General features: G+C 63.2%; 20 protein-coding genes. 9 read left to right on the forward strand and 11 right to left on the reverse strand.

Features of this window, described 5'->3' with window-relative positions:
- Window position 1: 1 nt before the first annotated feature.
- The 4 genes from nagB to EEB13_RS27155 are packed head-to-tail and all read right to left on the reverse strand — an operon-like array spanning window position 2 to window position 5009.
- On the reverse strand, window positions 2–781 hold the full coding sequence (nagB, locus tag EEB13_RS27140; RefSeq protein WP_045071364.1) for a glucosamine-6-phosphate deaminase: 780 nt from the start codon (window positions 779–781) through the stop codon (window positions 2–4).
- The gene (locus EEB13_RS27145; protein WP_033236063.1) at window positions 781–1983 is read right to left on the reverse strand and encodes an N-acetylglucosamine-6-phosphate deacetylase; all 1203 of its coding nucleotides are present in this window, start codon (window positions 1981–1983) and stop codon (window positions 781–783) included. The genes nagB and EEB13_RS27145 overlap by 1 nt, the downstream gene beginning before the upstream one ends.
- Window positions 1980–3662, reverse strand: a complete 1683-nt coding sequence (ptsP, locus tag EEB13_RS27150) for a phosphoenolpyruvate--protein phosphotransferase (RefSeq protein ID WP_033236062.1) — start codon at window positions 3660–3662, stop codon at window positions 1980–1982. Before ptsP ends, EEB13_RS27145 begins: the two co-directional genes overlap by 4 nt.
- A 3-nt stretch (window positions 3663–3665) precedes the next feature.
- Window positions 3666–5009: a PTS transporter subunit EIIC gene (locus tag EEB13_RS27155; RefSeq protein WP_033236061.1), complete on the reverse strand. Its 1344-nt coding sequence runs from the start codon at window positions 5007–5009 to the stop codon at window positions 3666–3668.
- A 295-nt stretch (window positions 5010–5304) separates the two neighbouring features.
- Between EEB13_RS27155 and EEB13_RS27160 the strand changes: the two genes are divergently transcribed.
- Both EEB13_RS27160 and EEB13_RS27165 read left to right on the forward strand, forming a co-directional pair.
- A complete protein-coding gene (locus EEB13_RS27160; protein ID WP_045071371.1) occupies window positions 5305–5535 on the forward strand; it encodes a glucose PTS transporter subunit EIIB in 231 nt (76 codons plus the stop codon).
- Complete coding sequence (locus EEB13_RS27165; RefSeq protein WP_141486619.1) at window positions 5532–5993, forward strand: PTS glucose transporter subunit IIA; 462 nt, start codon at window positions 5532–5534, stop codon at window positions 5991–5993. The genes EEB13_RS27160 and EEB13_RS27165 overlap by 4 nt, the downstream gene beginning before the upstream one ends.
- Window positions 5994–6054: 61 nt before the next feature.
- Here EEB13_RS27165 and EEB13_RS27170 read toward each other — a convergent pair whose 3' ends face one another.
- The 3 genes from EEB13_RS27170 to EEB13_RS27180 form a co-directional block, all read right to left on the reverse strand.
- Complete coding sequence (locus EEB13_RS27170; RefSeq protein WP_045071374.1) at window positions 6055–6801, reverse strand: GntR family transcriptional regulator; 747 nt, start codon at window positions 6799–6801, stop codon at window positions 6055–6057.
- Between the two features lie 107 nt (window positions 6802–6908).
- Window positions 6909–7679, reverse strand: coding sequence for an SWIM zinc finger family protein (locus tag EEB13_RS27175; protein ID WP_033236059.1), 771 nt, complete (start codon window positions 7677–7679; stop codon window positions 6909–6911).
- Complete coding sequence (locus EEB13_RS27180) at window positions 7676–10492, reverse strand: DEAD/DEAH box helicase (protein WP_033236058.1); 2817 nt, start codon at window positions 10490–10492, stop codon at window positions 7676–7678. Before EEB13_RS27180 ends, EEB13_RS27175 begins: the two co-directional genes overlap by 4 nt.
- A gap of 40 nt (window positions 10493–10532) precedes the next feature.
- Here EEB13_RS27180 and EEB13_RS27185 point away from each other — a divergent pair, with 40 nt between their 5' ends.
- Both EEB13_RS27185 and EEB13_RS27190 read left to right on the forward strand, forming a co-directional pair.
- Window positions 10533–11489: an NADP-dependent oxidoreductase gene (locus tag EEB13_RS27185; protein WP_141486620.1), complete on the forward strand. Its 957-nt coding sequence runs from the start codon at window positions 10533–10535 to the stop codon at window positions 11487–11489.
- A gap of 38 nt (window positions 11490–11527) precedes the next feature.
- Window positions 11528–12226, forward strand: coding sequence for an HNH endonuclease family protein (locus EEB13_RS27190; RefSeq protein WP_033236056.1), 699 nt, complete (start codon window positions 11528–11530; stop codon window positions 12224–12226).
- A 1-nt stretch (window position 12227) separates the two neighbouring features.
- Here the strand turns inward: EEB13_RS27190 and EEB13_RS27195 are convergent, their stop codons facing one another.
- Entirely contained in the window at window positions 12228–13799 is a 1572-nt protein-coding gene (locus EEB13_RS27195; RefSeq protein WP_033236055.1) for a molybdopterin-dependent oxidoreductase, read from the reverse strand.
- 129 nt (window positions 13800–13928) lie between these two features.
- Here EEB13_RS27195 and EEB13_RS27200 point away from each other — a divergent pair, with 129 nt between their 5' ends.
- Together EEB13_RS27200 and EEB13_RS27205 are read left to right on the forward strand one after the other, a co-directional pair.
- A complete protein-coding gene (locus EEB13_RS27200; RefSeq protein WP_033236134.1) occupies window positions 13929–14747 on the forward strand; it encodes a shikimate 5-dehydrogenase in 819 nt (272 codons plus the stop codon).
- 13 nt (window positions 14748–14760) lie between these two features.
- A complete protein-coding gene (locus tag EEB13_RS27205) occupies window positions 14761–15222 on the forward strand; it encodes a DUF6328 family protein (RefSeq protein ID WP_033236054.1) in 462 nt (153 codons plus the stop codon).
- A 3-nt stretch (window positions 15223–15225) separates the two neighbouring features.
- Here EEB13_RS27205 and EEB13_RS27210 read toward each other — a convergent pair whose 3' ends face one another.
- Window positions 15226–16062 carry a sulfurtransferase gene (locus EEB13_RS27210; protein WP_033236133.1) on the reverse strand — a complete coding sequence of 279 codons (837 nt, stop codon included), beginning with the start codon at window positions 16060–16062 and terminating at the stop codon, window positions 15226–15228.
- A 24-nt stretch (window positions 16063–16086) separates the two neighbouring features.
- Complete coding sequence (locus tag EEB13_RS27215; RefSeq protein ID WP_116104311.1) at window positions 16087–16710, reverse strand: LysE family translocator; 624 nt, start codon at window positions 16708–16710, stop codon at window positions 16087–16089.
- A 125-nt stretch (window positions 16711–16835) separates the two neighbouring features.
- On the opposite strand from EEB13_RS27215, the gene EEB13_RS27220 reads away from it, so the two are divergent.
- From EEB13_RS27220 to EEB13_RS27230, 3 genes are read left to right on the forward strand one after another with little or no spacing between them, the layout of a single operon-like run.
- Window positions 16836–17309, forward strand: coding sequence for an Lrp/AsnC family transcriptional regulator (locus tag EEB13_RS27220; protein ID WP_045071385.1), 474 nt, complete (start codon window positions 16836–16838; stop codon window positions 17307–17309).
- Between the two features lie 36 nt (window positions 17310–17345).
- The gene (locus tag EEB13_RS27225) at window positions 17346–18569 is read left to right on the forward strand and encodes a benzoate/H(+) symporter BenE family transporter (protein WP_141486621.1); all 1224 of its coding nucleotides are present in this window, start codon (window positions 17346–17348) and stop codon (window positions 18567–18569) included.
- A complete protein-coding gene (locus EEB13_RS27230) occupies window positions 18566–19030 on the forward strand; it encodes an acyl-CoA thioesterase (protein WP_033236050.1) in 465 nt (154 codons plus the stop codon). The genes EEB13_RS27225 and EEB13_RS27230 overlap by 4 nt, the downstream gene beginning before the upstream one ends.
- Here EEB13_RS27230 and EEB13_RS27235 read toward each other — a convergent pair.
- Entirely contained in the window at window positions 19027–20055 is a 1029-nt protein-coding gene (locus EEB13_RS27235) for a phosphotransferase family protein (RefSeq protein ID WP_045071389.1), read from the reverse strand. The two genes, EEB13_RS27230 and EEB13_RS27235, sit on opposite strands and share 4 nt — an antisense overlap.
- Window positions 20056–20122: the final 67 nt, after the last annotated feature.

Genomic DNA, 20122 nt, shown 5'->3' on the forward strand with positions numbered 1-20122 from the left:
GTCAGTACGACTGCCAGGGTGGCTTGTTCTCGAGCGCGTACCGGTAGTAGTCGGCCAACTTCAACCGCCCGGCAGCAGCTTCGTCGATGACCACCGTGACGTGGCGATGCCACTGCAGGATCGAAGCCGGGCAAAATGCCGTCAACGGGCCTTCGACGGCTGCAGCAATCGCGTCGGCCTTGCCTTCGCCGGTCGCGATCATCACCAAATGCCGTGCATCACTGATAGTTCCGAGGCCCTGGGTGAGAACGTGATGAGGAACATCGTCAGGACGCTCGAAGAAACGAGCGTTGTCGATTCGCGTCTGCTCCGTCAACGTCTTGACCCGGGTTCGCGACGACAGAGCGGAACCGGGTTCGTTGAAACCTATGTGTCCGTCGGTGCCGATTCCGAGCAACTGGACGTCCACTCCCCCGGCTTCGGCGATACTACGGTCGTAGCGTTCCACTTCGGCATCGGGAATTACTGCTTCACCGTCTGGGCTGAACACCCGCTCCGGATCCAGATTGACGTGGTCGACGAATTCGGCGCGAATCACCGAATAGTACGACTGCGAATGGCTTTTCGGCAGTCCAAGATACTCGTCGAGCAAGAATGCCTGAGCCTGCGAGAAGTCCAGTCCCGACACCCGGTGACGACGCGCCAGCTCGCGGTACGTCCCGATCGGCGACGAACCTGTTGCGAGCCCAAGCGTCGTAGCACCGCGTCGGACATAGCCTTCGACGATGTCTGCTGCCGTCGAGTCGACCTCCAGCGGGGTAGGCATGATGACAATTTCCATCAGATTTCCTTTCCGGCGGCCCGACCGCCGTGTAGTACGCGCACCGGGCGCAGGTGACGATCGGTGACCAGGATGTCGGCGCGGTAGCCGGCAGTCAGCGATCCATGTGAATCGTGCAGTCCCAGCAGTGTTGCCGGGGTACGAGTGGCAGCGGTGACGGCATCGGCGAGTTCAACTCCGCTGTCGAACACGGTGCTACGCAGCACATCCAGCAGTCGTGCCGTTCCGCCGGCTATGGCCCCGTCCGAACCGTCGGATGTGGCAAGTCTGGCGACGCCACCGCTCACCACCACATCCAGAGCGCCGAGTTGATAGTTTCCGTCGGCCATTCCGGCGGCAGCCATGGAATCACTGACCAGCGTGATCTGGTCTGCGCCGACGGCATCGAACACCATGGACACCGTTTCCGGAGCCAGATGCACTCCATCGGCGATCAGTTCCACCACCATCTCTCCTCTCCCGGCGGCCGCGAGGCACGCCGCCACCGGACCCGGCGAACGGTGATGCAACGGCGGCATCCCGTTGAACAGGTGTGTTGCGCTCACCCGACCGCTGCGAGCCGCCTGTCCGATCCGGGTCGACGTAGTCGCCGCATCGGCGTCGGTGTGTCCGAAGCTGGGCAGAATTTCGCGTCGACGCATGACGTCGAGCAGTTTCCCGAAATTCTCCGTCTCCGGTGCCAGAGTCATCGAACGCACGTGCCCGCGGGCCGCGTTGCACACCTCTTCGAGCAGGTCAGGGTCCCCGGAAACTATCGCTGCGGGATCCTGGGCACCACATCGAACACAGTTGATAAACGGCCCTTCGAGGTGGATACCCAGAATCTCGCCGTCCTCAACCAGGTCGGCCAACATCGCGGCTTGGCGCATCAGATCCGCACGGGGCGCCGACACCAAACTTGCCAGCAGACCCGTCGTCCCGTGCTCACGGTGATGCGACGCGGCCACTCGGGCGCCCGCCGCGTCGGTGTTGGGGAAACCCGCTCCCGCGGCGCCGTGACTGTGGACGTCGATCAGCCCGGGAAGTATCACGCAGTCGGTTGCGTCCGGAACATCAGCGGGATCCGGGCCATCAGCTAAGGCATAGTCCTTCGCCGCCCCCACCCAGCTGATCAGCTCACCGTCGACCACAACGATGCCGTCGTCGATGCTCCCGGAGGAACCGCCGACAACGGTGCCGCGCAGCACGAGTGACTCGGTCACGAGGAATTCCTGATGCTCGCGACCGCCGCCCTGCCGTCGACCGGCGTTCGGGCATTACGAGCCGCCGACGCCATCTGCAGGCATACCTCGAGATCGAGCGCCGACAGTTCCGCGCGAACGGCCCCGATCGCTGCGACGGACATCGACAGACTCGACACCCCGAGACCGACCAACACCGGCGCCAACAGCGGATCCGACGCCGATTCCCCGCACACACCAACAGGTTTGCCTGCGACGGCTCCGGCCTGACCGACCATCGCGATCAGGTCGAGGACTGCCGGCTGCCACGGGTCGAGCAGGTGTGCGAGGCTGCCCGTCATCCGGTCGACCGCACAGGTGTACTGGCTCAGGTCATTGGTTCCGATACTCAGGAAATCCAGATGTTCGAGGAGATCTCCTGCGCGCAGGGCCGCAGCCGGAACCTCGATCATCGCGCCCACCTTGCCGACCCCACGGGATCGGGCGAGTTCCGCGAAGCCCGCAGCTTCATCGGCCGTCGCGACCATCGGTGCCATGACGCGCAGATCCGCGCCGGTTGCATCGGCAGCCGCAACCAGTGCGTCGAGCTGGGTTACCAGAGTGTCCGGATACAGATTTGCCACGCGGAGCCCCCGAATTCCGAGCGCCGGATTCTCCTCGACCCCGAGATCCAGGAAGGGCAACGGTTTGTCGGAACCGGAATCGAGGGTCCGCACCACAACGGCGCGTCCGGCAAAGTGCTCGAAAACAGCTCTGTACGTTGCGGTCTGCTCCGCCACGGAGGGTGCATCGTGGCGACCGAGATACGAGAATTCGGTACGGAACAGGCCAACACCCTCACAGTCGGCGGCGCCCGCACGTTCGGCATCGGCCACGGTCCCGATGTTTGCCGCCAAGCGCACGGCAAAACCGTCGCGGGTACGTCCGGGACCGCTGGCAGTCGCGGCGCGAGCAGCACGGGCCGATGCTTCCCTGGCGACCTCACTGCACTGCTCGGGGCTCGGATCGATCGTCACCGTCCCGCTCGAACCGTCGAGGATCAGAACAGCACCCGGGACCAGCCGATCGGTATCCGCGCAGTTCACCACCGCCGGAATGCCGAGCGACTTGGCGAGGATGGCGGTGTGACTGGTTGGCCCGCCCTCTGCGGTGAGCAATCCGACCACGTCGGTGTCGCCGAGCGTTGCCGTGTCGGCGGGCGCCAGGTCCCGGGCCACCAGAATGTACGGGTAACCGGGGTTGGGGATTCCTGGCATCGGTTCGCCGCGCAGCACTGCGACCACCCGCTGAGCGAGGTCACGCAGATCTGTTGCCCGCTCGGCCATGTACCCGCCAACCGCGTCGAGCTTGGCGCAGAATCCGTCGAAGGCAACCGTCACCGAATGTGCTGTCGGCAGACCTGATTCGAGGTTCTTCTGCGCCGCGCCGACGATGGCCCGATCCCGTGCCATCGCCGCCGACGTGGTCAGGATGTCCGCGGAGACACCGTCGACGGATTCCGCGCGGCGCAGGAGTTCCGCACTGACGGTGTCGAGCGCCGATCGAATTCTGGCCAGTTCGGACTCCGGCTCGCCGGTGATCGGATCCTGCGCCGAAGTACGTTCGGGCACTGCGAAACTCAACCAGGGTGCGCAGACGACTCCGGCACTGACTCCGAGTGCACTGATCTGGTTCCGCTCGGTGATTGTTGCCGTTGTCATGCGTCAGCGCCCTTCCAGTTCCTTGTCGAGTTTCTTCTCCACTTCCGCGACGAGTGGTGCGTCGGTCCGGGTGTCGCCTTCGGCAGCGAGCGCCATTTCGGCTTCGAGGAGCGCAGCATCAGGCTCGCCTGCCGCAACTTCGGCCTCTTCTTCGCGGCCTGGCGTGCGCAGGTTCCACTTCTTGATGACAAAGCTGAAGAGGAAGTAGTAGATGAGCGCGTACGCAAGTCCGATCGGGATGAGCATCCAGGCGTTGGTGGCCTTGCCGAAGTTCAGGACGTAGTCGAAGAAGCCGGCTGAGAAGGTGAATCCGTCGTGGATTCCCAGTGCGTTGACCAACGCCATCGACGTACCGGTCAGAAGCGCGTGGATGACGTACAGCGGCCACGCAACAAACATGAACGAGTATTCGAGGGGCTCGGTGATGCCGGTGAGGAAGGCGGTGAGGCCGGTGGAGAGCATGATGCCGCCGACAAGCTTCTTCTGAGAGGGCTTGGCATTGCGCCAGATGGCAAACGCCGCAGCCGGCAGGGCAAACATCATGATCGGGAAGAATCCGGTCATGAACGTCCCGGCAGTGGGGTCACCGGCAAAGAACCGGTTGAGGTCGCCGCGGATGATCTGACCGCTGGCGTTCTGGTAGTCGCCGATCAGGAACCACACTGCCGAGTTGAGGATGTGGTGCAGGCCGGTCGGGATGAGCAGACGGTTGGCTGCGCCGTAGATGCCGCCGCCGACAACGGTATTCGAGGCAACTGCTTCACCGACCCAGTTCAGTCCGGAGTTGAACAGCGGGTACAAGAACGCCATGAGGACGCCGACGAGCAGGCCGGTAACGGCGGTCAGGATCGGAACCAAACGTCGGCCGTTGAAGAATCCGAGGTAGTCGGGCAGTTTTGTTCGATAGAAGCGCTGCCACAGAATTGCGGAGAGTAGACCCATCACGATGCCGGCGAGTACGCCGTAATTGATCAACGACTGATCCCCGTTGGGATCGGTTTTTCCTTCGAGAACGATCGGCGACATGGCCTTGAAGACACCGTCGATCACTATGTACCCGACCACCGCGGCAAGGGCGGTGGATCCGTCTGCCTTCTTGGCCCACCCGATCGCAATGCCGACGGCAAAGATCAGCGGCAGCCACGTGAACACGGCTTGACCGGCAGCGGAAATCACCGTGGCCGCGCTCTCGAGCGGACTGAACCGGCCGAGCAGGTCGTCCTGGCCGAGTCGCAGAAGGATGCCGGCTGCCGGGAGAACGGCAATGGGCAACATCAAACTTCGGCCGAGGCGTTGGACGCCGGCGAAGAACGTTGATTCCTTCTTGGGAGTGTCGTCGAGCGTCATCGTTGACCTTCTCTGCTCGCTGGGCCGCAACGGGTCGGCCTGCTGGTTTAGGTACGCGAAGTGGACACCTCGCCCACCGCGAGGAGCCGGAAAATCGTTTTGCCGAAACTGTTGTGGCGTTGCACCGCTAACGGGTACTGTCCGGTCATAACCAGTTGTAGTTTTGCCTGATGAAGCGCAGATGTCAAGACCGGAATGTGATTTAAGTTACGTGTTGACTCACGTCCCGCTATCAGCCAGAGTGCTTCACCAGCGACAACAACCGACGCATTTACGACCACACACAGGAGCAGCAATGTCGAAAGCGGAAGCAATCATCAAGGGCCTCGGCGGCGCCGGGAACATCGTCGAAATCGAAGCGTGCATCACCCGCCTGCGCACCGAGGTCAAGGACGGCGCCAAGGTCGACGAAGCCGCTCTCAAGGCCGCAGGCGCGCATGGTGTGCTCAAGGCCGGCTCCGTCGTCCAGGTGATCGTCGGACCCGAGGCCGACATCCTCGCCGAGGACATCGGGGACATCCTGTGACCGTCTCCGTCCTCGCTCCGCTTCCCGGCCGTGTGTTTGCACTTGCCGACGTTCCAGACCCGGTTTTTGCCCAGCAGATGGTCGGATCAGGGGTAGCCCTCGAACCCGCCCGCGACCAGGGCCACCTCACCGTTGTCGCACCCATCGCCGGGAAGATCCTCAAACTCCATCCCCACGCATTCGTCATCTTCGGCGAGAAGGCAACGGGCGTACTGGTTCACATCGGAATCGACACCGTCAAACTCGAAGGCAAGGGCTTCACGCTCATCGCATCCGAGGGTGACACCGTCGCGGCCGGCGATCCTGTCGTCAGCTTCGATCCGGCGTTCATCGATACCACCGGCTACTCGGCAATCTGCCCGGTTGTAGTCATGGACTCCAAACCCGATACCGTCGAATCCCCTTCTGTGGGAGAAGAAGTGAAGACCGGCGACATCTTGTTCGACTGGTCTGCCTGAATACGAGCGAGGCGGGCGCACCCTCGAAAGAGGATGCGCCCGCCTGCTGTTCGGGTTGCGATCAGGCGCGTGTGCCCGCTCGTTCGTTTCCCTGTACTTCCATCTGCAGTTGATAACGATCGGAGCGGTACCAACTGCACGTGTGCTCGATCGGCGCGCCCTCGCTGAAGGACACTCGATCGAAGTACAGAACGGGTGCCCCCTTCTTCGTCCCGAGCAGAGTGGCGATCTCGATGGTTGCACCGTCGGCGCTGACGGTCTGTTCCGCGCGGTCGATCGGCTTGTCGTACTTGTCGGCCGTCGCACGGTAGATCGACCCGGTCAGGTCGAGGTCGGTGAGCCCGGGCAATTGCTGTGGGTTGTACCAACCGTCGTCGACACTCACCGGTTCACCGTCTGCCAAGCGCAGGCGTTTGACGTGGTAGCCCAACGATCCCGGCTCCATTCCGAGCGCCGACGCCGTGGCATCGGGCACGGTGTCTTCCTCGTTGACGAGGACCACAGTGGTGGGAACGTGTCCCTGGGCTCGCATTTCCTCGGTGAACGACGCGAGGTGCAGCTTGGATTGAACCTGGCGGTGAGCGACAAAGGTTCCCTTGCCACGCACGCGCACAAGATAGCCGTCGTTGACGAGTTGACCGATCGCCTCACGAACCGTGATTCGGCTGACGCCGTAATCCTGCATCAAGTTACGCTCACTGGTCATCAAGTCGCCCGGCTGCAACTCGCGGGTGCACTTGTGCAGCAAAATGTTTCGTAACTGCTCGTGTTTGGGTATAGCGCTGTCGCGCAGATGTACGGGCATCACGGCGGCTGCCCCTTTCGTGAAGTGAAAGAATCTATCGTCGACAGGTCCCTACCGGACCTATCCACCTCACGATACTGGAACAGGCACCGGGATCCTAGTGGTTGAGCTCAGGAGTCCAATTGCCGGTAAATTGCCCGCAGTTCGGCGAGCGCGACGTTTTGCTGTGCCACATCCAATCCCAGCGCAGCCACCGAGGCCCGCAACGCGTTCACGTCCAGATCGTCTATCGCAGCCCGGAATTCGACTCGCGGCAATCCTGGCAGAAGGGACGAGTCCCCGAACCAGCTTTCTACGTCGACCGCGATCGTGGTCTCGTCTTCCACTCCCCCGATCAGATCGCTGAGATCGACCCCGCGCAGGATCAGAAGTTGCAGCGGATCGGTATCGATCCGCTCGGCAGTCAGGAAGGCCACGGCCGCAGCATGTTTACACGGCCATCCCTCGTCGGGACAGGTGCAGTCGAATTGGAAAGCACCCGGCCCGTCCGGCAGGAGTTGCGCGGCGAGCATGTCCGGAACCACCCCGGAGACCAGCGAGGCCAATGAGCCTGGGACCCGGCGGAGTTTGGTGATGATGTCGTCGATATCCGTGTTGTCGAGAGTGCTGACTGCGAGAGTGGCGGTGAACGGTTCGAGCTGTGTCCCCCAGGCCTCGCCGGTTACGCGTCCCGGCCGAATATCGAGCGGCAAGACCTTGCCTGTGCGAGCAAAAGTTCGACCCCGCGAGACCCGGCCCTTGTCACCGATCTGCTCGATGACCCGGACAAATGCCTTGCCCCAGAACGTCCGACCGAAAGCGGGGCGAGACTTGATCGGCGCCGCTCGCTTACGCGCGCCCGTGTATTCACTGAAATCGGGACCTCCACGACGCGGACTCATTCGCCTACCGCGTCGTCACCGAGTCGGAGCAATTCACCGAGCTGTTCGACGCTCATCTCCGTCACCCAGTTCTCCCCTGTTCCGACGGCCAGCTCGGCCAATTCGCTCTTCGTGTCGATCATCGTGTCGATCCGTTCTTCCAATGTCCCGACACAGACCATCTTGCGGACCTGGACATTTCGATTTTGACCGATGCGGAACACACGGTCGGTGGCCTGATTCTCGACCGCGGGATTCCACCACCGATCCATATGGACAACGTGATTCGCGGCGGTCAGATTGAGTCCCGTTCCGCCGGCTTTGAGCGAGAGCACCATGATCGGCGGACCGCCGACACTCTGGAACTCCTCGACCATGGTGTCACGGCCGGCCTTCGACACACCGCCGTGCAGGAACGGGACCCCCGTGCTGAACCGCTCGGACAGGTAGGGCACCACCAGTTCCCCGAACTCGCGGAACTGCGTGAACAGCAACACCTTCTCGTCTTCCGCAGTCACCGATTCGACGATGTCTTCGATCAATCCGAGTTTGCCGGAACGATGCTGACCGCGGCGCATCACCGCAGATCCGTCGCGAAGAAAATGCGCCGGATGGTTACAGACCTGCTTGAGTTTGGTGAGAGCGGAGAGCACTGCGCCTTTGCGCTTCATACCTTCCGTGCCCTTGATCTGGGCCATCATGTCGTCGACTACCGCGCGATAGAGAGCAGCTTGCTCTTCGCTGAGATTTGCGCGGACCGTCATCTCGAGTTTTTCCGGAAGATCGGAGATGACAGCGGGATCGGTCTTGACTCGCCGCAGGACAAACGGCGACGTGACGGCGCGCAGCCGCGAAACGGCAAGTTCGTCCTTCTCCCGTTCGATCGGCACGACAAAGCGTTTGCGGAACATCTGTTCCGAACCGAGCACACCACGGTTGGCGAAGTCGAGGATGGATCGCAGCTCGTCCAACCGGTTTTCCACCGGAGTTCCGGTCAATGCGACCCGATGTGCCGCCGGGATGCTGCGAGCGGCGCGCGCCTGCGATGTCTTGGCATTCTTGATGTGCTGGGCCTCGTCGAGCACAACGCGACGCCAATCGAGATCCTTCAGGGCAGCGACGTCACGCGTCATCAACGCGTACGTCGTGATCACCAGATCGTGGCTGCGTACTGCGGCCTCGAGCGCCGCGCCCGTTGCGCGATCGGAACCGTGATGGACGTACACCCGCAGGCTCGGAACAAACCGCGCCGTCTCGCGCTGCCAGTTACCGACCACCGACATCGGACACACCAACAGCGTTGGCGTCGTGGACTTCTCGTGCGCAAGCAGCGCCAACAGTTGGAGCGTCTTTCCCAACCCCATGTCGTCCGCCAATACCGCACCCAACCCGAGAGCGCTCATGTACGCCAACCAGTTGAGTCCTCGCCGCTGATAAGGCCGCAGTACCGCTTTGACTTCTGCCGGAACCGGAACCTCTGCCGGTTCGACCGAATTGTTCAGCAGCGCCGACGCCCACCCCGTTGCCGTCACTTCTTCGACGGGAAGATCTTTGAGGTCGTCGGCGATCAGGTCTTTGATCAATTCGATGATGGCCCGGTCGCCACTCGCATGGCGCTCGCCGACAAAACGAGCGGCCCGGGCAAGCACCTCCCGGTCAGCTTGGACCCACTCACCGCGCAAGCGAACAAGATCCGACTTCGCGTCGACCAGGCGCGCCATTTCTTCCGGCGTGAGCACTTTGTCTCCGAGCGCCAACTCCCAGTCGTATTCCACCAACTGATCCAGGCCGACCGTACGATTCTCGGCGACGATCGGTGAGGATGCCGAGGTGACTTTCACGCGCAACGACGGCGACACGACGCTCCACGCCCGAGGCAGCAGGAGCGTGATTCCCTTCTCCTGCAAGGCGATAGCGCCGTGGCCGACCAGATCCATCACCACAGCTGTCGGCAGTAGAAGGTCCAAGCTGTCGTCGTCGCGCGGCACATCCCGAAAGCGAGGGTAGGCGGCGATGGCTTCCTCGAGTTTTCGGCTACCTACTTGCAGGCGCGCGGCATCGGCACGGTGCAGCCTGATCCGTTCGGGGGCTTCACCTTCCGGCCGAAGGCACACTTGCAGTCGCCAGAGTGCTTCCGCATCGATATCGGCGTCCTCGCTCAGTTCCGGTTCGATCAACCGCAGGACCAAGTCGGGCTCATGTGCGGTGAGAGTGCCGCGCCATTGCGTCAGAGACGACGCAACTCGCAATTCCGCGTTGTCGAATGCGTCGCCGCGGACCAATGCCGCCCACAGCCCGGTCGTGGGAGTGTCGACCGACTCGCCCAGCACTCGGCGAACAACCGAATCGGTCAGTTCGAGAACAACGTCGTCCAAAACAGCTCGAGGTGATCCCACTGCGCGCTGCACCGGGGGCATCGCAACAACCAACTCACCCAGCCACGCGCGCTGACGCTCGTCGATCAGCAGCCGCCAGCGCGGCCACCAACTGCCCTCGGCACGGCCCAGTTCGGGAACAACCCGCCCTGCCCGCACCCAACGCTCGATCCCCCGAACAACGTGGACAAGGTAATGCAGGTCGCCGGCAACCCGGCCGTCCGCAGGTTTGATCCGAAGCAGCAGGTCAACGGCATCACCCGGTGCCAGCGCCACCGCCGCGTACTCACTCTGCAGCGGCCCACCCGGCACGGAAGGCATCGCGATACTTACTCGATGACGGAATTTTCGGTGCAGGACAGCACTGACCGGGTCGCGGGGATCATCGACCCCGGCGCCCTCGTGTCCGTCTACCCACAGTTTGAGCCCCGATCCCGGTGACCAGAGTCCATGCAGCATCCGACCATCCAATCAGGTGCTACCGACATAGGCTGTTGTCATGGTCCTGGCATACGGTTTCACCGAGTACGGCGGTCCGCAGACTCAATCGTTCTTCGACGTTTCCCTGCCGCCACCTGGCGCCGGGCAGATTGTGGTGTCCGTCCGCGCTGCCGGCGTCAATCCGGCGGACTGGAAGGTCCGGGCAGGAACCCGCAAGGACACCGTGCCGGTGACACTGCCGGCAGTGCTCGGCCGCGAGGTGTCAGGTGTCGTCACCAGCGTGGGACCACGGGTCACGGAGTTCGACGTCGGCGACGAGGTGTTCGGCTCCACCGCAACAGGATTCGGCGGATATACCGAGGCGACCGTGCTCAATGCCTCCCAGGCCGCACGCAAACCGACCGCGGCGTCCTGGGCCGACGCCGCCGTGATACCCGTTGCCTGCGGAACCGCGTTCGACGCCCTTCACGATCTAGACCTCGCGGCCGGCGCCACGCTGCTGGTGCTCGGCGCGGGCGGTGGAGTCGGGACCAGCACGCTCACCTTGGCCCGAGCGCGCGGCATCACTGTGCTCGGCGTGGCCAGCGCAGCCAAGCAGGACGCCGTCGAGGAAACCGGATCGCTGTGGGTGGACTCCGGTGATCTGTGGGCAGATGCCGTTGCCGCCCTCGCGCCCAGCGGGGTCGACGGTGTCTTCGATCTGGTCGGCGGGGAGCCCCTCCAGAGGGCCGCTTCATTGCGGCGTCCGGGCGCCCCGCTTATCAGCATCGCCGATTCCGTCGCTGCTACCGAACTGGGCGGCAGCGGAGTAGAGCGTCGGCGCACCACCGCGGTGTTCACGGCGGTCGCGGAGTTGGTGGCCGATGGTTCCCTCGACCCCGCCGTGAGGCAGCGCTTTCCCTTCGAGCAGGCCGGCTCAGCCCTTGCTGCTGTGGAGAGTGGGCACAGCGCGGGCAAAGTGGTAATCGAGTTCGACCACGCATCCGAAGCCGATCTGTCGGAACCTGGTGATTGAATCTCGATCAAGTGAGAGGGTCAAGCGAGAGGGGCACGGTGGGACGCAGGGGTTCGTGGGCGATAGTGGTCACGATCCTCGCCTGTGTGCTTACGTCCTGCGGCTGGATCGGCAACGAGAGTTCTGCACCGGGCAGCCCCACCACCACTCAGCTCGAGGATTTGCTCAACCGGGTATCCGTCGTCGATCAGCGCCCGCACCCCGGCGGATATCAGCGCGGCTGCAAGAGTGGACAGGCGTGTGTCTTCGGCCCCGCGTGGTCCGACGACCAGGAAGCCCCGATGGGTCACGACGGCTGCGATACCCGTAACAACGTTCTGGCTCAGGACCTTTCGGAAAAAACGTTCAAGCCCGGAACCCGCGATTGCGTCGTACTGTCCGGTGTGATGACCGATCCGTACTCCGGTGATCGAATCGTGTTCGATCGCAGCCAGGCAAGTGCAGTCCAGATCGACCACGTCTATCCCCTGGCCGCGGCTTGGGATTTCGGGGCAAGTACGTGGCCGATGGACCTGCGCCTGCGGTTCGCCAACGACACGGAATTGAACCTGCTGGCAGTCAAGGGAAGTGACAATCAGTCGAAAGGTGACAGCACTCCCGCGCAGTGGCTCCCACCTAATCCTGCGTACCACTGCTATTACGCCTGGAAGTACCTCGCCGTAGCCGTGAGTTACGGACTACCGATCAGCCGAGCCGACCACACAACGCTGCGCGAACTCGAAGAAGCGCGCTGCTGACCTACTTCACCGTGAAAGACCTTGTGTGCCAGCCCGTTGCACCGCCAGGGATGGGCGGAGTCCGTTCCTCGACCTGAACGTTTCCATCCAGATCGATCGCTCGGACCTGCACGGTGTGCAACCCCGGCGCCGCGTCCCACATCCACGACCACTGACGCCATGTGTCGATCGAATACTCCTGCGCGAGGGTTGCGGGTTGCCACGGCCCGTTGTCGACACGAACCTCCACCGCCTTGATACCGCGATGCTGGGCCCACGCTGTTCCCGCCATCTGAATCTGCCCGGCATTCACGGGCGCCAAGGACGCCGGCACTTCGATCCGAGACGCCGTTTTGATCGGCGCCTGCGCACCCCATCCTCGTTGCGTCCAATAGGCGTCCACCTGGTCGAACCTGGTGAGTTCCCACTCCGTGACCCACTTTGTCGCGGAGACAAAACCGTACAAACCGGGCACGACCTGACGGACCGGATATCCGTGCTCGAACGGCAGCGGCTCCCCGTTCATCGCCACGGCAAGCATGGCGTCGCGTCCGTCGGTCACCACTTCAACCGGGGTGCCGACAGTGAATCCGTCGACGCTGGTCGAGAGCAGCATGTCCGCGTCCGGGTGCACGCCCACTTCCTCGAGGATGTCCTTCATCGGGTAGCCGATCCAGGTGGCGTTGCCCGCGAGGTTGCCGCCCACCTCGTTGGACACGCATGTCAAGGTGATGACCCGTTCGATCGGTGTCCGGGCGACCAAATCGTCGAACGACAAAGTCAGCTCGCGGTCCACCATGCCGTGGATGCGCAGTTCCCACGAGTCCGTCGTGAGCTGCGGGACAAGAAGTGCCGTGTCGATCCGATAGAAATCGTCGTTGGGGGTGATGTACGTCGACGCACCGGCAACACCGATGTTCGCGGCGGCCGGTATCGGTGGCGCTGCCGAGGCAGCAGTCGGAACGACGAAGTCCGCACGGTTCGCGGAAGCCCCGGCGATGCGCTGCCCCACGAACTTTCCGGCAGCACCGGCCGCCGCAGCGACGGCAACGGCAACCCCGGCCAGCATCAGAAACTGTCGACGCGGCAGCCACGTCTCGGGAACACCAGGCGAGGGCGCTACGTCGAGTTGCCCGATCAGCAACCTCAGCGTGACGACGCCGGCAACAACACCCACGATCGTGGGGAACGCGTACATCGCGTCAGCCGTCGGACGGTTCAAGGCCGCATAGACGCCCACCAATCCGAGAGCAATCAGGATCGCACTACCCACCGGGCGTCGGGGACGCTCGAGTACGCCCGCTAGTGCGCCGAGCAGCGCGATCAGGATCGACATTCCGATGAAGAGCGCGGGTTTGTCGTTGGTCCCGAAGGTCTCGATCGCAAACTCGCGTGCCCATGCCGGCGTTCGATCCACCGTGGTCGAACCGACTGCATAGAACGGCGAGGAGTCCGGATTGATCAGCAGGGCGACCAGTTGGCCTACCCCCAGAACCACGGCTACGGCAAGTACACCGGAGATGGCACGGGCTGCAAACCTGCGACGCGGCCGTGACTGCGCGGCCGGGTGTTCCTCGATGCTGTCAGTGACCATATGCGTCTCGGTTCTGCTCGGTACGAGTGATGCGTGGGATCGGTTACCTCGTATTCGGAGCAGATCCCGGCGTGGATGGGTCTCATCACGGCCCTGAAGTTCACGGTAGCCCGGATTAGAGTTGACGCCATGACTGTCGACCTCAACAAGGACACACTTCTGTGCATGTCGCTATCCGGACGACCGAGCAACATCGGCACCAGATTCCACAACTATCTGTACGAGGAATTGGGCCTCAACTTCGTCTACAAGGCATTCACCACCACTGACGTTCCCGCAGCGGTTGCCGGTATCCGCGCACTGGGCATCCGCGGTTGCGGAGTGTCGATGCCGTTCAAGGAGCAGGTGATCGCTCATGTCGACGTCATGCACGACAGCGCGTCCGCAATCGACTCCGTCAACACCATCGTCAACGAGGACGGCATCCTGCACGCCTACAACACCGACTACCAGGCTGTGGCAAACCTGTTGCGCGAGAACAAGGTCGACACATCACTCTCCGTCGCGGTCTCCGGCAGCGGCGGCATGGCCAAAGCCGTCGTCGCGGCGGTTCGCGACACCGGTTTCACCGACGTCACCGTGGTGGCGCGCAACAAGTCTGCCGGTGACGCGCTCGCCTCGCAGTACGGATTCCAGTGGCGGGAAGACCTCGACGATCTGCGTCCCGGCGTTCTGATCAACGCCACTCCGATCGGGATGGCGGGCGGCCCCGAAGCAGACGCGCTGTCGTTCCCGGATGTCGTGGTGCGCGGCGCGCAGGTCGTTTTCGACGTGGTGGCAATGCCAGAGAACACTCCCCTGATCCTCCTGGCAGAAGAACTCGGCAAGACGGTGATCACGGGCGCCTCGGTGATCGCACTCCAGGCTGCCGAGCAGTTTGCGCTGTACACGGGGGTCCGCCCCAGTGCCGAACAGATCCAACGCGCCTCTGAATACTCGCGGGCGTGACAAACTCGACACTATGAACGACACCGGGGAGAGCCCTCCCGTGCAACTCGCTCGGAACTTCAACGAGCTGCTGCAAGAACTACGAGTCGCTCTCTCCGGTGTTCAGATCTTGTTCGCGTTTCTGCTGGCCGTGGCCTTCACCGAGCGCTACGAGGACGAATCGACGTACATCAAAACCATTCACTTGGTCACGGTCATGCTGGTTGCCATTTCCTTCGGCCTACTGATGGCACCGGCAGTGTGGCATCGAGTCCTCTTTCGGGGCGGATACCGTCAGCGCATCCTGACCATATCCAACCGATTCGCCTTGTGCGGCACCGGTTTTCTCGCGGCGTCCATGACCGGCACCGTGCTCCTGATCGCCGAGATCGCTGTGGGTGGCGTCGGCGCAAAGATTCTGGCCGCCTGCGCCGCCGTCATGTTCACCACGCTCTGGTTCTTCGTCCCCGCACTGATCAGACGAGACGACAGCTGAGAACTACGCTCCAGTGGCTATCGGGCGCGAGCTGTCGTTGGACCATTGCGACCACGAACCGGGGAACAAGGCTGCGTCGTAGCCCGCTATCGCCAGGGCCGCAATCTGATGCGCCGCAGTCACTCCCGATCCGCAGTACACGGCAAAGCGGTCCCCGTCACCCGCTGCGGAGAACCGCTCACGCAAGGCTACGGTGCCGGCAAACTTTCCATTGCCGTCGATGTTCTCACCGGTCGGTGCACTGACCGCACCGGGAATGTGCCCGGCCACTGGGTCGATCGGCTCGACCTCGCCGCGGTACCGCTCAACGGCTCGCGCGTCGAGAAGCACACCACCGCTCGCCGACCACCCGGCCGCCTCGTCGATATCGACAACCGGCATATGTCCGGCGTCGAGCGTCACGTTGCCCTCGGTGATTGCTGAACCGGCACCGACCGCAACCGGGAAATCGGCCGCTTCCCAGGCTTGCAACCCACCGTCGAGCAGACGGACATCAGCGAGTCCGGCCCATCGCAACAGCCACCACCCGCGCGCCGCTGCGGTGTTTCCCGTCGCGTCGTACAGGACCACCGAATCTCCGTCGTTGATCCCCCATCGACGTGCCGCGGCCTGCAGGTCCTCGATGGCAGGCAAGGGATGACGCCCCGATTCCCTCGACGCCGGAGCGGCCAGTTCGGTGTCGAGGTCCACGAAGACCGCTCCGGCAATATGCCCTGACTGGAAGTGCTCGGCTCCGTGGGGATCACCCAGCGCCCAGCGAACGTCGAGCAGGACCGGCGCCGCGCCGGCCTCGATCAGTGAGGCCAGTTCGGTGACATCGACAAGAACGGGTGCAGTCATGTCCTTCATACTTGCACGATCGTCTCAGGCAACACCGAAGAAAGCACCAAGCGCGACAAGTAGGACTCCACTCACCACGTCGATGCGCTTTCCGACGCCAGGTCGCCGCAGCTTACGTCCGGCACCTGCCGCGAGCACCACCACGACTGCCCACCACAGCGCGGCGGCAACCACTGTGGCGCCGGCCAACGTCAGGGTACGCAGGCCCGCGCCCTCGCCTGGTTCGACAAACTGTGGAAGCAGGCCGAGAAAGAACAACAGCGCCTTCGGGTTGAGAAGGTTGGACAGGAACCCGTAACGGTATGCCCGCAGCGGCGGGGTCGGCTCCGACGCGGCCACTAACGTGTCGCCACCACTTCGAGCTTTGAATGCACTACGAATTGCGGAGATCCCCAACCAGGTCAGATACGCCGCGCCGGCATAGGTGAGGGCCGAGAGCAGTTGCGGACGAGTCGCGACCAGAGCCGACAAGCCGAGCGACGCGGCCGCCGTATGGACAACCAATCCCGTGATAACGCCCGCCGCGACCACGGCACCGGTCCGACGATCTGCCAGGGAATGCCGCAGGATCAGGACAAAATCCGGGCCAGGTGTGAACAAGACGATGGAAAGCAGGGAGCCAAAAGCAAGCCACTGAGTGGTACTCATCGGTGTCTCCGTGTGGTACTCATCCGAATTGCCTCACACCCGAGCGGATTCGACACATGCGTTCATAGAGGGAGTGTGCAACTGGATCCGGATAGTTCAAAACAGATCCGGATACAATCCGGAGAATGACGAAGAATGAGCCTCTGGATTCGGTGGACTGGAAGATTTTGGCCGAATTGCAGAAAGATGCGTCGATCACCAACAAGGTTCTGGCCGACCGAGTGGGACTGGCGACGTCCTCGTGCCACGAACGTGTGCGGCGCTTGCGGGCAAACGGAACGATCAGCGGAATCCATGCCGTTGTCGACCCGGCCGCCGTTGGCCGGTCGATGCAGGCGATCATCGCCGTGCAATTGCGTCCCCACCGCCGCGATCTTGTCGACCGGTTCACTGCCGATGCGCTGGCGCTTCCGGAAACGCTTGCGCTGTTCAATGTCTCGGGACCGGAAGACTTCTTTCTCCACGTCGCCGTGCGCGACAGTGCCCATCTGCAGAGGGTGCTGATCGATCACCTGGCCGCCCATCCGGAAGTGTGGCACGCGCAGACTCACCTCATCTACGGCAAAGCGGTCACAGCGCCCATCCGGCCGGATCGCTGAGAACCGTTGCTCCGGCGTCGGGCAGAATCACTGACCATGTCGGACTCCCCATCTACGACCGAACCGGAAGCGACGGTAAGCAACGCACAGCCCATCAGCGCGGGGATCGTGACAGCGCTCGTGGGATTCACCAGTTCGTTCGCAGTACTCCTCACCGGCCTCAGCGCCGTGGGCGCCAACGCCACCGAGGCTGCATCAGGTCTGTTGGTTCTGTGTGTGACTCAGGCACTGGGCATGCTGTGGCTTTCCCGCCGGTACAAGATCCCGATCACCCTGGCCTGGTCGACGCCTGGTGCGGCGCTGCTGGCCGGCGCCGGCGCGGTGCACGGCGGATGGCCGGCTGCGGTCGGCGCATTTGTCGTTGTCGGAATTGCCATTGTTCTCACGGGACTGTGGCCGACACTGGGCAAGATCATCGCGGCGATCCCGACACCGCTGGCACAGGCAATGCTCGCCGGGGTTCTCCTCCCCCTGTGCCTGGCTCCGATATTCGCGGTCCGGGACGCACCGCTGGCGGTAGTGCCGGTCATCGTGGTCTGGCTTGCGGCACAACGGTTCTCCAAACGGTGGGCGGTTCCACTGGCATTTCTGACCGCAGCCGTCGTGATCTGCATCAGTCTGACGACCACCGACAACAACACGCTCGACGTCGGTGCGATGATTCCCCGCGTCGATCTCACCATGCCGTCGTGGTCGTGGCAGGCACTGGTCGGGATTGCAATTCCGCTGTACATCGTCACGATGGCGTCGCAGAACATCCCCGGTGTGGCGGTGATGAAGTCGTTCGGATACACCGTTCCGTGGCGACCGTCCATGGTCGTGACCGGCCTGGGCACCGTTCTCGGCGCCCCCGCCGGCGGGCACGCCATCAACCTCGCCGCGATCAGCGCCGCCCTCGCGGCAGCGCCGACAGCGCACCCTGATCCGAAGCGGCGGTGGATCGCGGCGAGCACAGCCGGTTGGGCCTACCTGGTGCTGGCCGCAGGTTCTGCCGCAGTCGCAGCTCTTGTTGCTGCGGCCCCAGCCGGAGTGGTGGAAACCGTTGCCGGGCTTGCACTCATGGCAACCTTGGCAGCGTCGTTGACCGCTGCGCTCAGCGACGCCACCGAACGTGAAGGTGCGGTGGTCACGTTCCTCATCGCCGCGTCCGGCGTCAGCGTTCTGGGAATCGGATCGGCATTCTGGGCACTCCTCGTCGGGTTGATCGTCCGGGCCGTGCTGACGAGTGGTCCACTGACCTCGCTAAGGTCGAGATCGTGAGCGCAGCAGATACCGTCATCTCGATCGAGCAGTTTCCCGTCCGCTGGCCGGTACCGACCCGCTGGGACGACAACGACCACTACGGCCACGTCAACAACGTGACCTACTACTCGTACTTCGACACAGCTGTGAATGCGTGGCTCATGTCCGCCACCGGCGTCGACATCCGCACGCTGCCGGCCATCGGGGTTGTTGCGGAGACATCGTGCCGGTACTTGAGTGAACTCACGTTCCCGGAGCAGTTGCAGGTCGGCATCTCGATCGAAAAGTTGGGCACCAAGAGCATCGTGTACGCGCTCGCGATCTTCCACGAAGACGCCGCGGGGAGATGGGTCGCCGCTGCAACGGGACGGTTCGTCCACGTCTACGTCGACGCAGTCACTCGCACACCGGTCGCGATACCGGCCGCGATCAAAGAGGCGGCCGGTTCGCTTGTTGCCAATGAGGTCAGCCCCGCTTAGTGCAATCCCAGCTTTTCGGCGGTCTCGACTGCGCGCGCAACAACTCCGTCGATCAGAGTCGAGGTCGGACCGCCGTGCTCGGCGCGGTTGCGTGGGTCGTCGAGAATGCGGCGCAGTACTCCCTCGGCGATGATCGACAGCTTCCACAGCGCCAGCACGTGCCAGTAGCCCACGGCCGACACGTCGCGACCGGTGGCGGCAACATAGGCGTCGACCAGTTCGTCGCGAGTGGGGAAACCTTCGAGCGTCGACGCCATGAACGGCCCGGCAACTTTGTCGCCCGCTTCGGGCCAATACGCCAGTAGCGCACCAAGATCCGCCAGTGGATCACCCAGCGTGCACAGTTCCCAGTCCACCACTGCCAGCACCTGGCCTCGAGCCGGATCGGTGATGATGTTGTTGAGGTGGAAATCGCCGTGAACCAGGGTGACTTCGGTCTGCTCGGGAATGTTTCGGTGCAGAATGTCCGCGAGCCGCTCCACGTCGGGGATATCTCGGGTTTTCGACTTTTCCCACTGCGCTGACCATCTCTTGAGCTGCCGCTCCGCAAACGGCTTACGACTGGCCAGATCTTCCAATCCAGTCTCTTCGAGATCTACGCCGTGGATAGTGGCGAGAGCCTTGGGCAACGCCAACCCGACATTCCGCCGCTGCTCTACCGTCAATTTCTGCGCAACCGGTACACCGTCGATGACAACCCCGTCGACGTAACTCATGAGAACCAGCGGCGCATCCGTCACAGCCGGATCCTCGGTGATTCCGATGATCTTGGGCACCGGGACGGCCGTACCTTGCAGCGACGACAGGATTCGGTGCTCACGCACTATGTCATGCGCCGAGGCCAACAAGGTGCCGAGCGGAGGTCTGCGCAGCACCCACCGTGCACCGCCGGCATCGGTGACGGCATACGTGAGATTGGATTGACCGTTGCCGATCCTCTCGAAAGTCAGTGGCGTGGTGGCGCCGACGCCCAGCTCGGCGATCCACCCTGAAACAGCATCTTCGTTCAGTCCGACTGCGTTCACCGCACCGATGCTAGCCGGAGAAATCGTTGCGGCGGGTGGTTCCGACACCTTTGTTACCCACCGGTTC

Source organism: Rhodococcus sp. WS3 (assembly GCF_003797085.1).
Taxonomy (GTDB): domain Bacteria; phylum Actinomycetota; class Actinomycetes; order Mycobacteriales; family Mycobacteriaceae; genus Rhodococcus_F; species Rhodococcus_F globerula.

What these genes read in the sequence shown, in the direction of transcription:
- nagB (WP_045071364.1), bottom strand. Translation starts at nt 781, where the DNA reads ATGGAAATTGTCATCATGCCTACCCCGCTGGAGGTCGACTCGACGGCA.
- ptsP (WP_033236062.1), bottom strand. Translation starts at nt 3,662, where the DNA reads ATGACAACGGCAACAATCACCGAGCGGAACCAGATCAGTGCACTCGGA.
- EEB13_RS27155 (WP_033236061.1), bottom strand. Translation starts at nt 5,009, where the DNA reads ATGACGCTCGACGACACTCCCAAGAAGGAATCAACGTTCTTCGCCGGC.
- EEB13_RS27160 (WP_045071371.1), top strand. Translation starts at nt 5,305, where the DNA reads ATGTCGAAAGCGGAAGCAATCATCAAGGGCCTCGGCGGCGCCGGGAAC.
- EEB13_RS27175 (WP_033236059.1), bottom strand. Translation starts at nt 7,679, where the DNA reads ATGAGTCCGCGTCGTGGAGGTCCCGATTTCAGTGAATACACGGGCGCG.
- EEB13_RS27180 (WP_033236058.1), bottom strand. Translation starts at nt 10,492, where the DNA reads ATGCTGCATGGACTCTGGTCACCGGGATCGGGGCTCAAACTGTGGGTA.
- EEB13_RS27185 (WP_141486620.1), top strand. Translation starts at nt 10,533, where the DNA reads ATGGTCCTGGCATACGGTTTCACCGAGTACGGCGGTCCGCAGACTCAA.
- EEB13_RS27195 (WP_033236055.1), bottom strand. Translation starts at nt 13,799, where the DNA reads ATGGTCACTGACAGCATCGAGGAACACCCGGCCGCGCAGTCACGGCCG.
- EEB13_RS27200 (WP_033236134.1), top strand. Translation starts at nt 13,929, where the DNA reads ATGACTGTCGACCTCAACAAGGACACACTTCTGTGCATGTCGCTATCC.
- EEB13_RS27205 (WP_033236054.1), top strand. Translation starts at nt 14,761, where the DNA reads ATGAACGACACCGGGGAGAGCCCTCCCGTGCAACTCGCTCGGAACTTC.
- EEB13_RS27210 (WP_033236133.1), bottom strand. Translation starts at nt 16,062, where the DNA reads ATGACTGCACCCGTTCTTGTCGATGTCACCGAACTGGCCTCACTGATC.
- EEB13_RS27215 (WP_116104311.1), bottom strand. Translation starts at nt 16,710, where the DNA reads ATGAGTACCACTCAGTGGCTTGCTTTTGGCTCCCTGCTTTCCATCGTC.
- EEB13_RS27220 (WP_045071385.1), top strand. Translation starts at nt 16,836, where the DNA reads ATGACGAAGAATGAGCCTCTGGATTCGGTGGACTGGAAGATTTTGGCC.
- EEB13_RS27225 (WP_141486621.1), top strand. Translation starts at nt 17,346, where the DNA reads ATGTCGGACTCCCCATCTACGACCGAACCGGAAGCGACGGTAAGCAAC.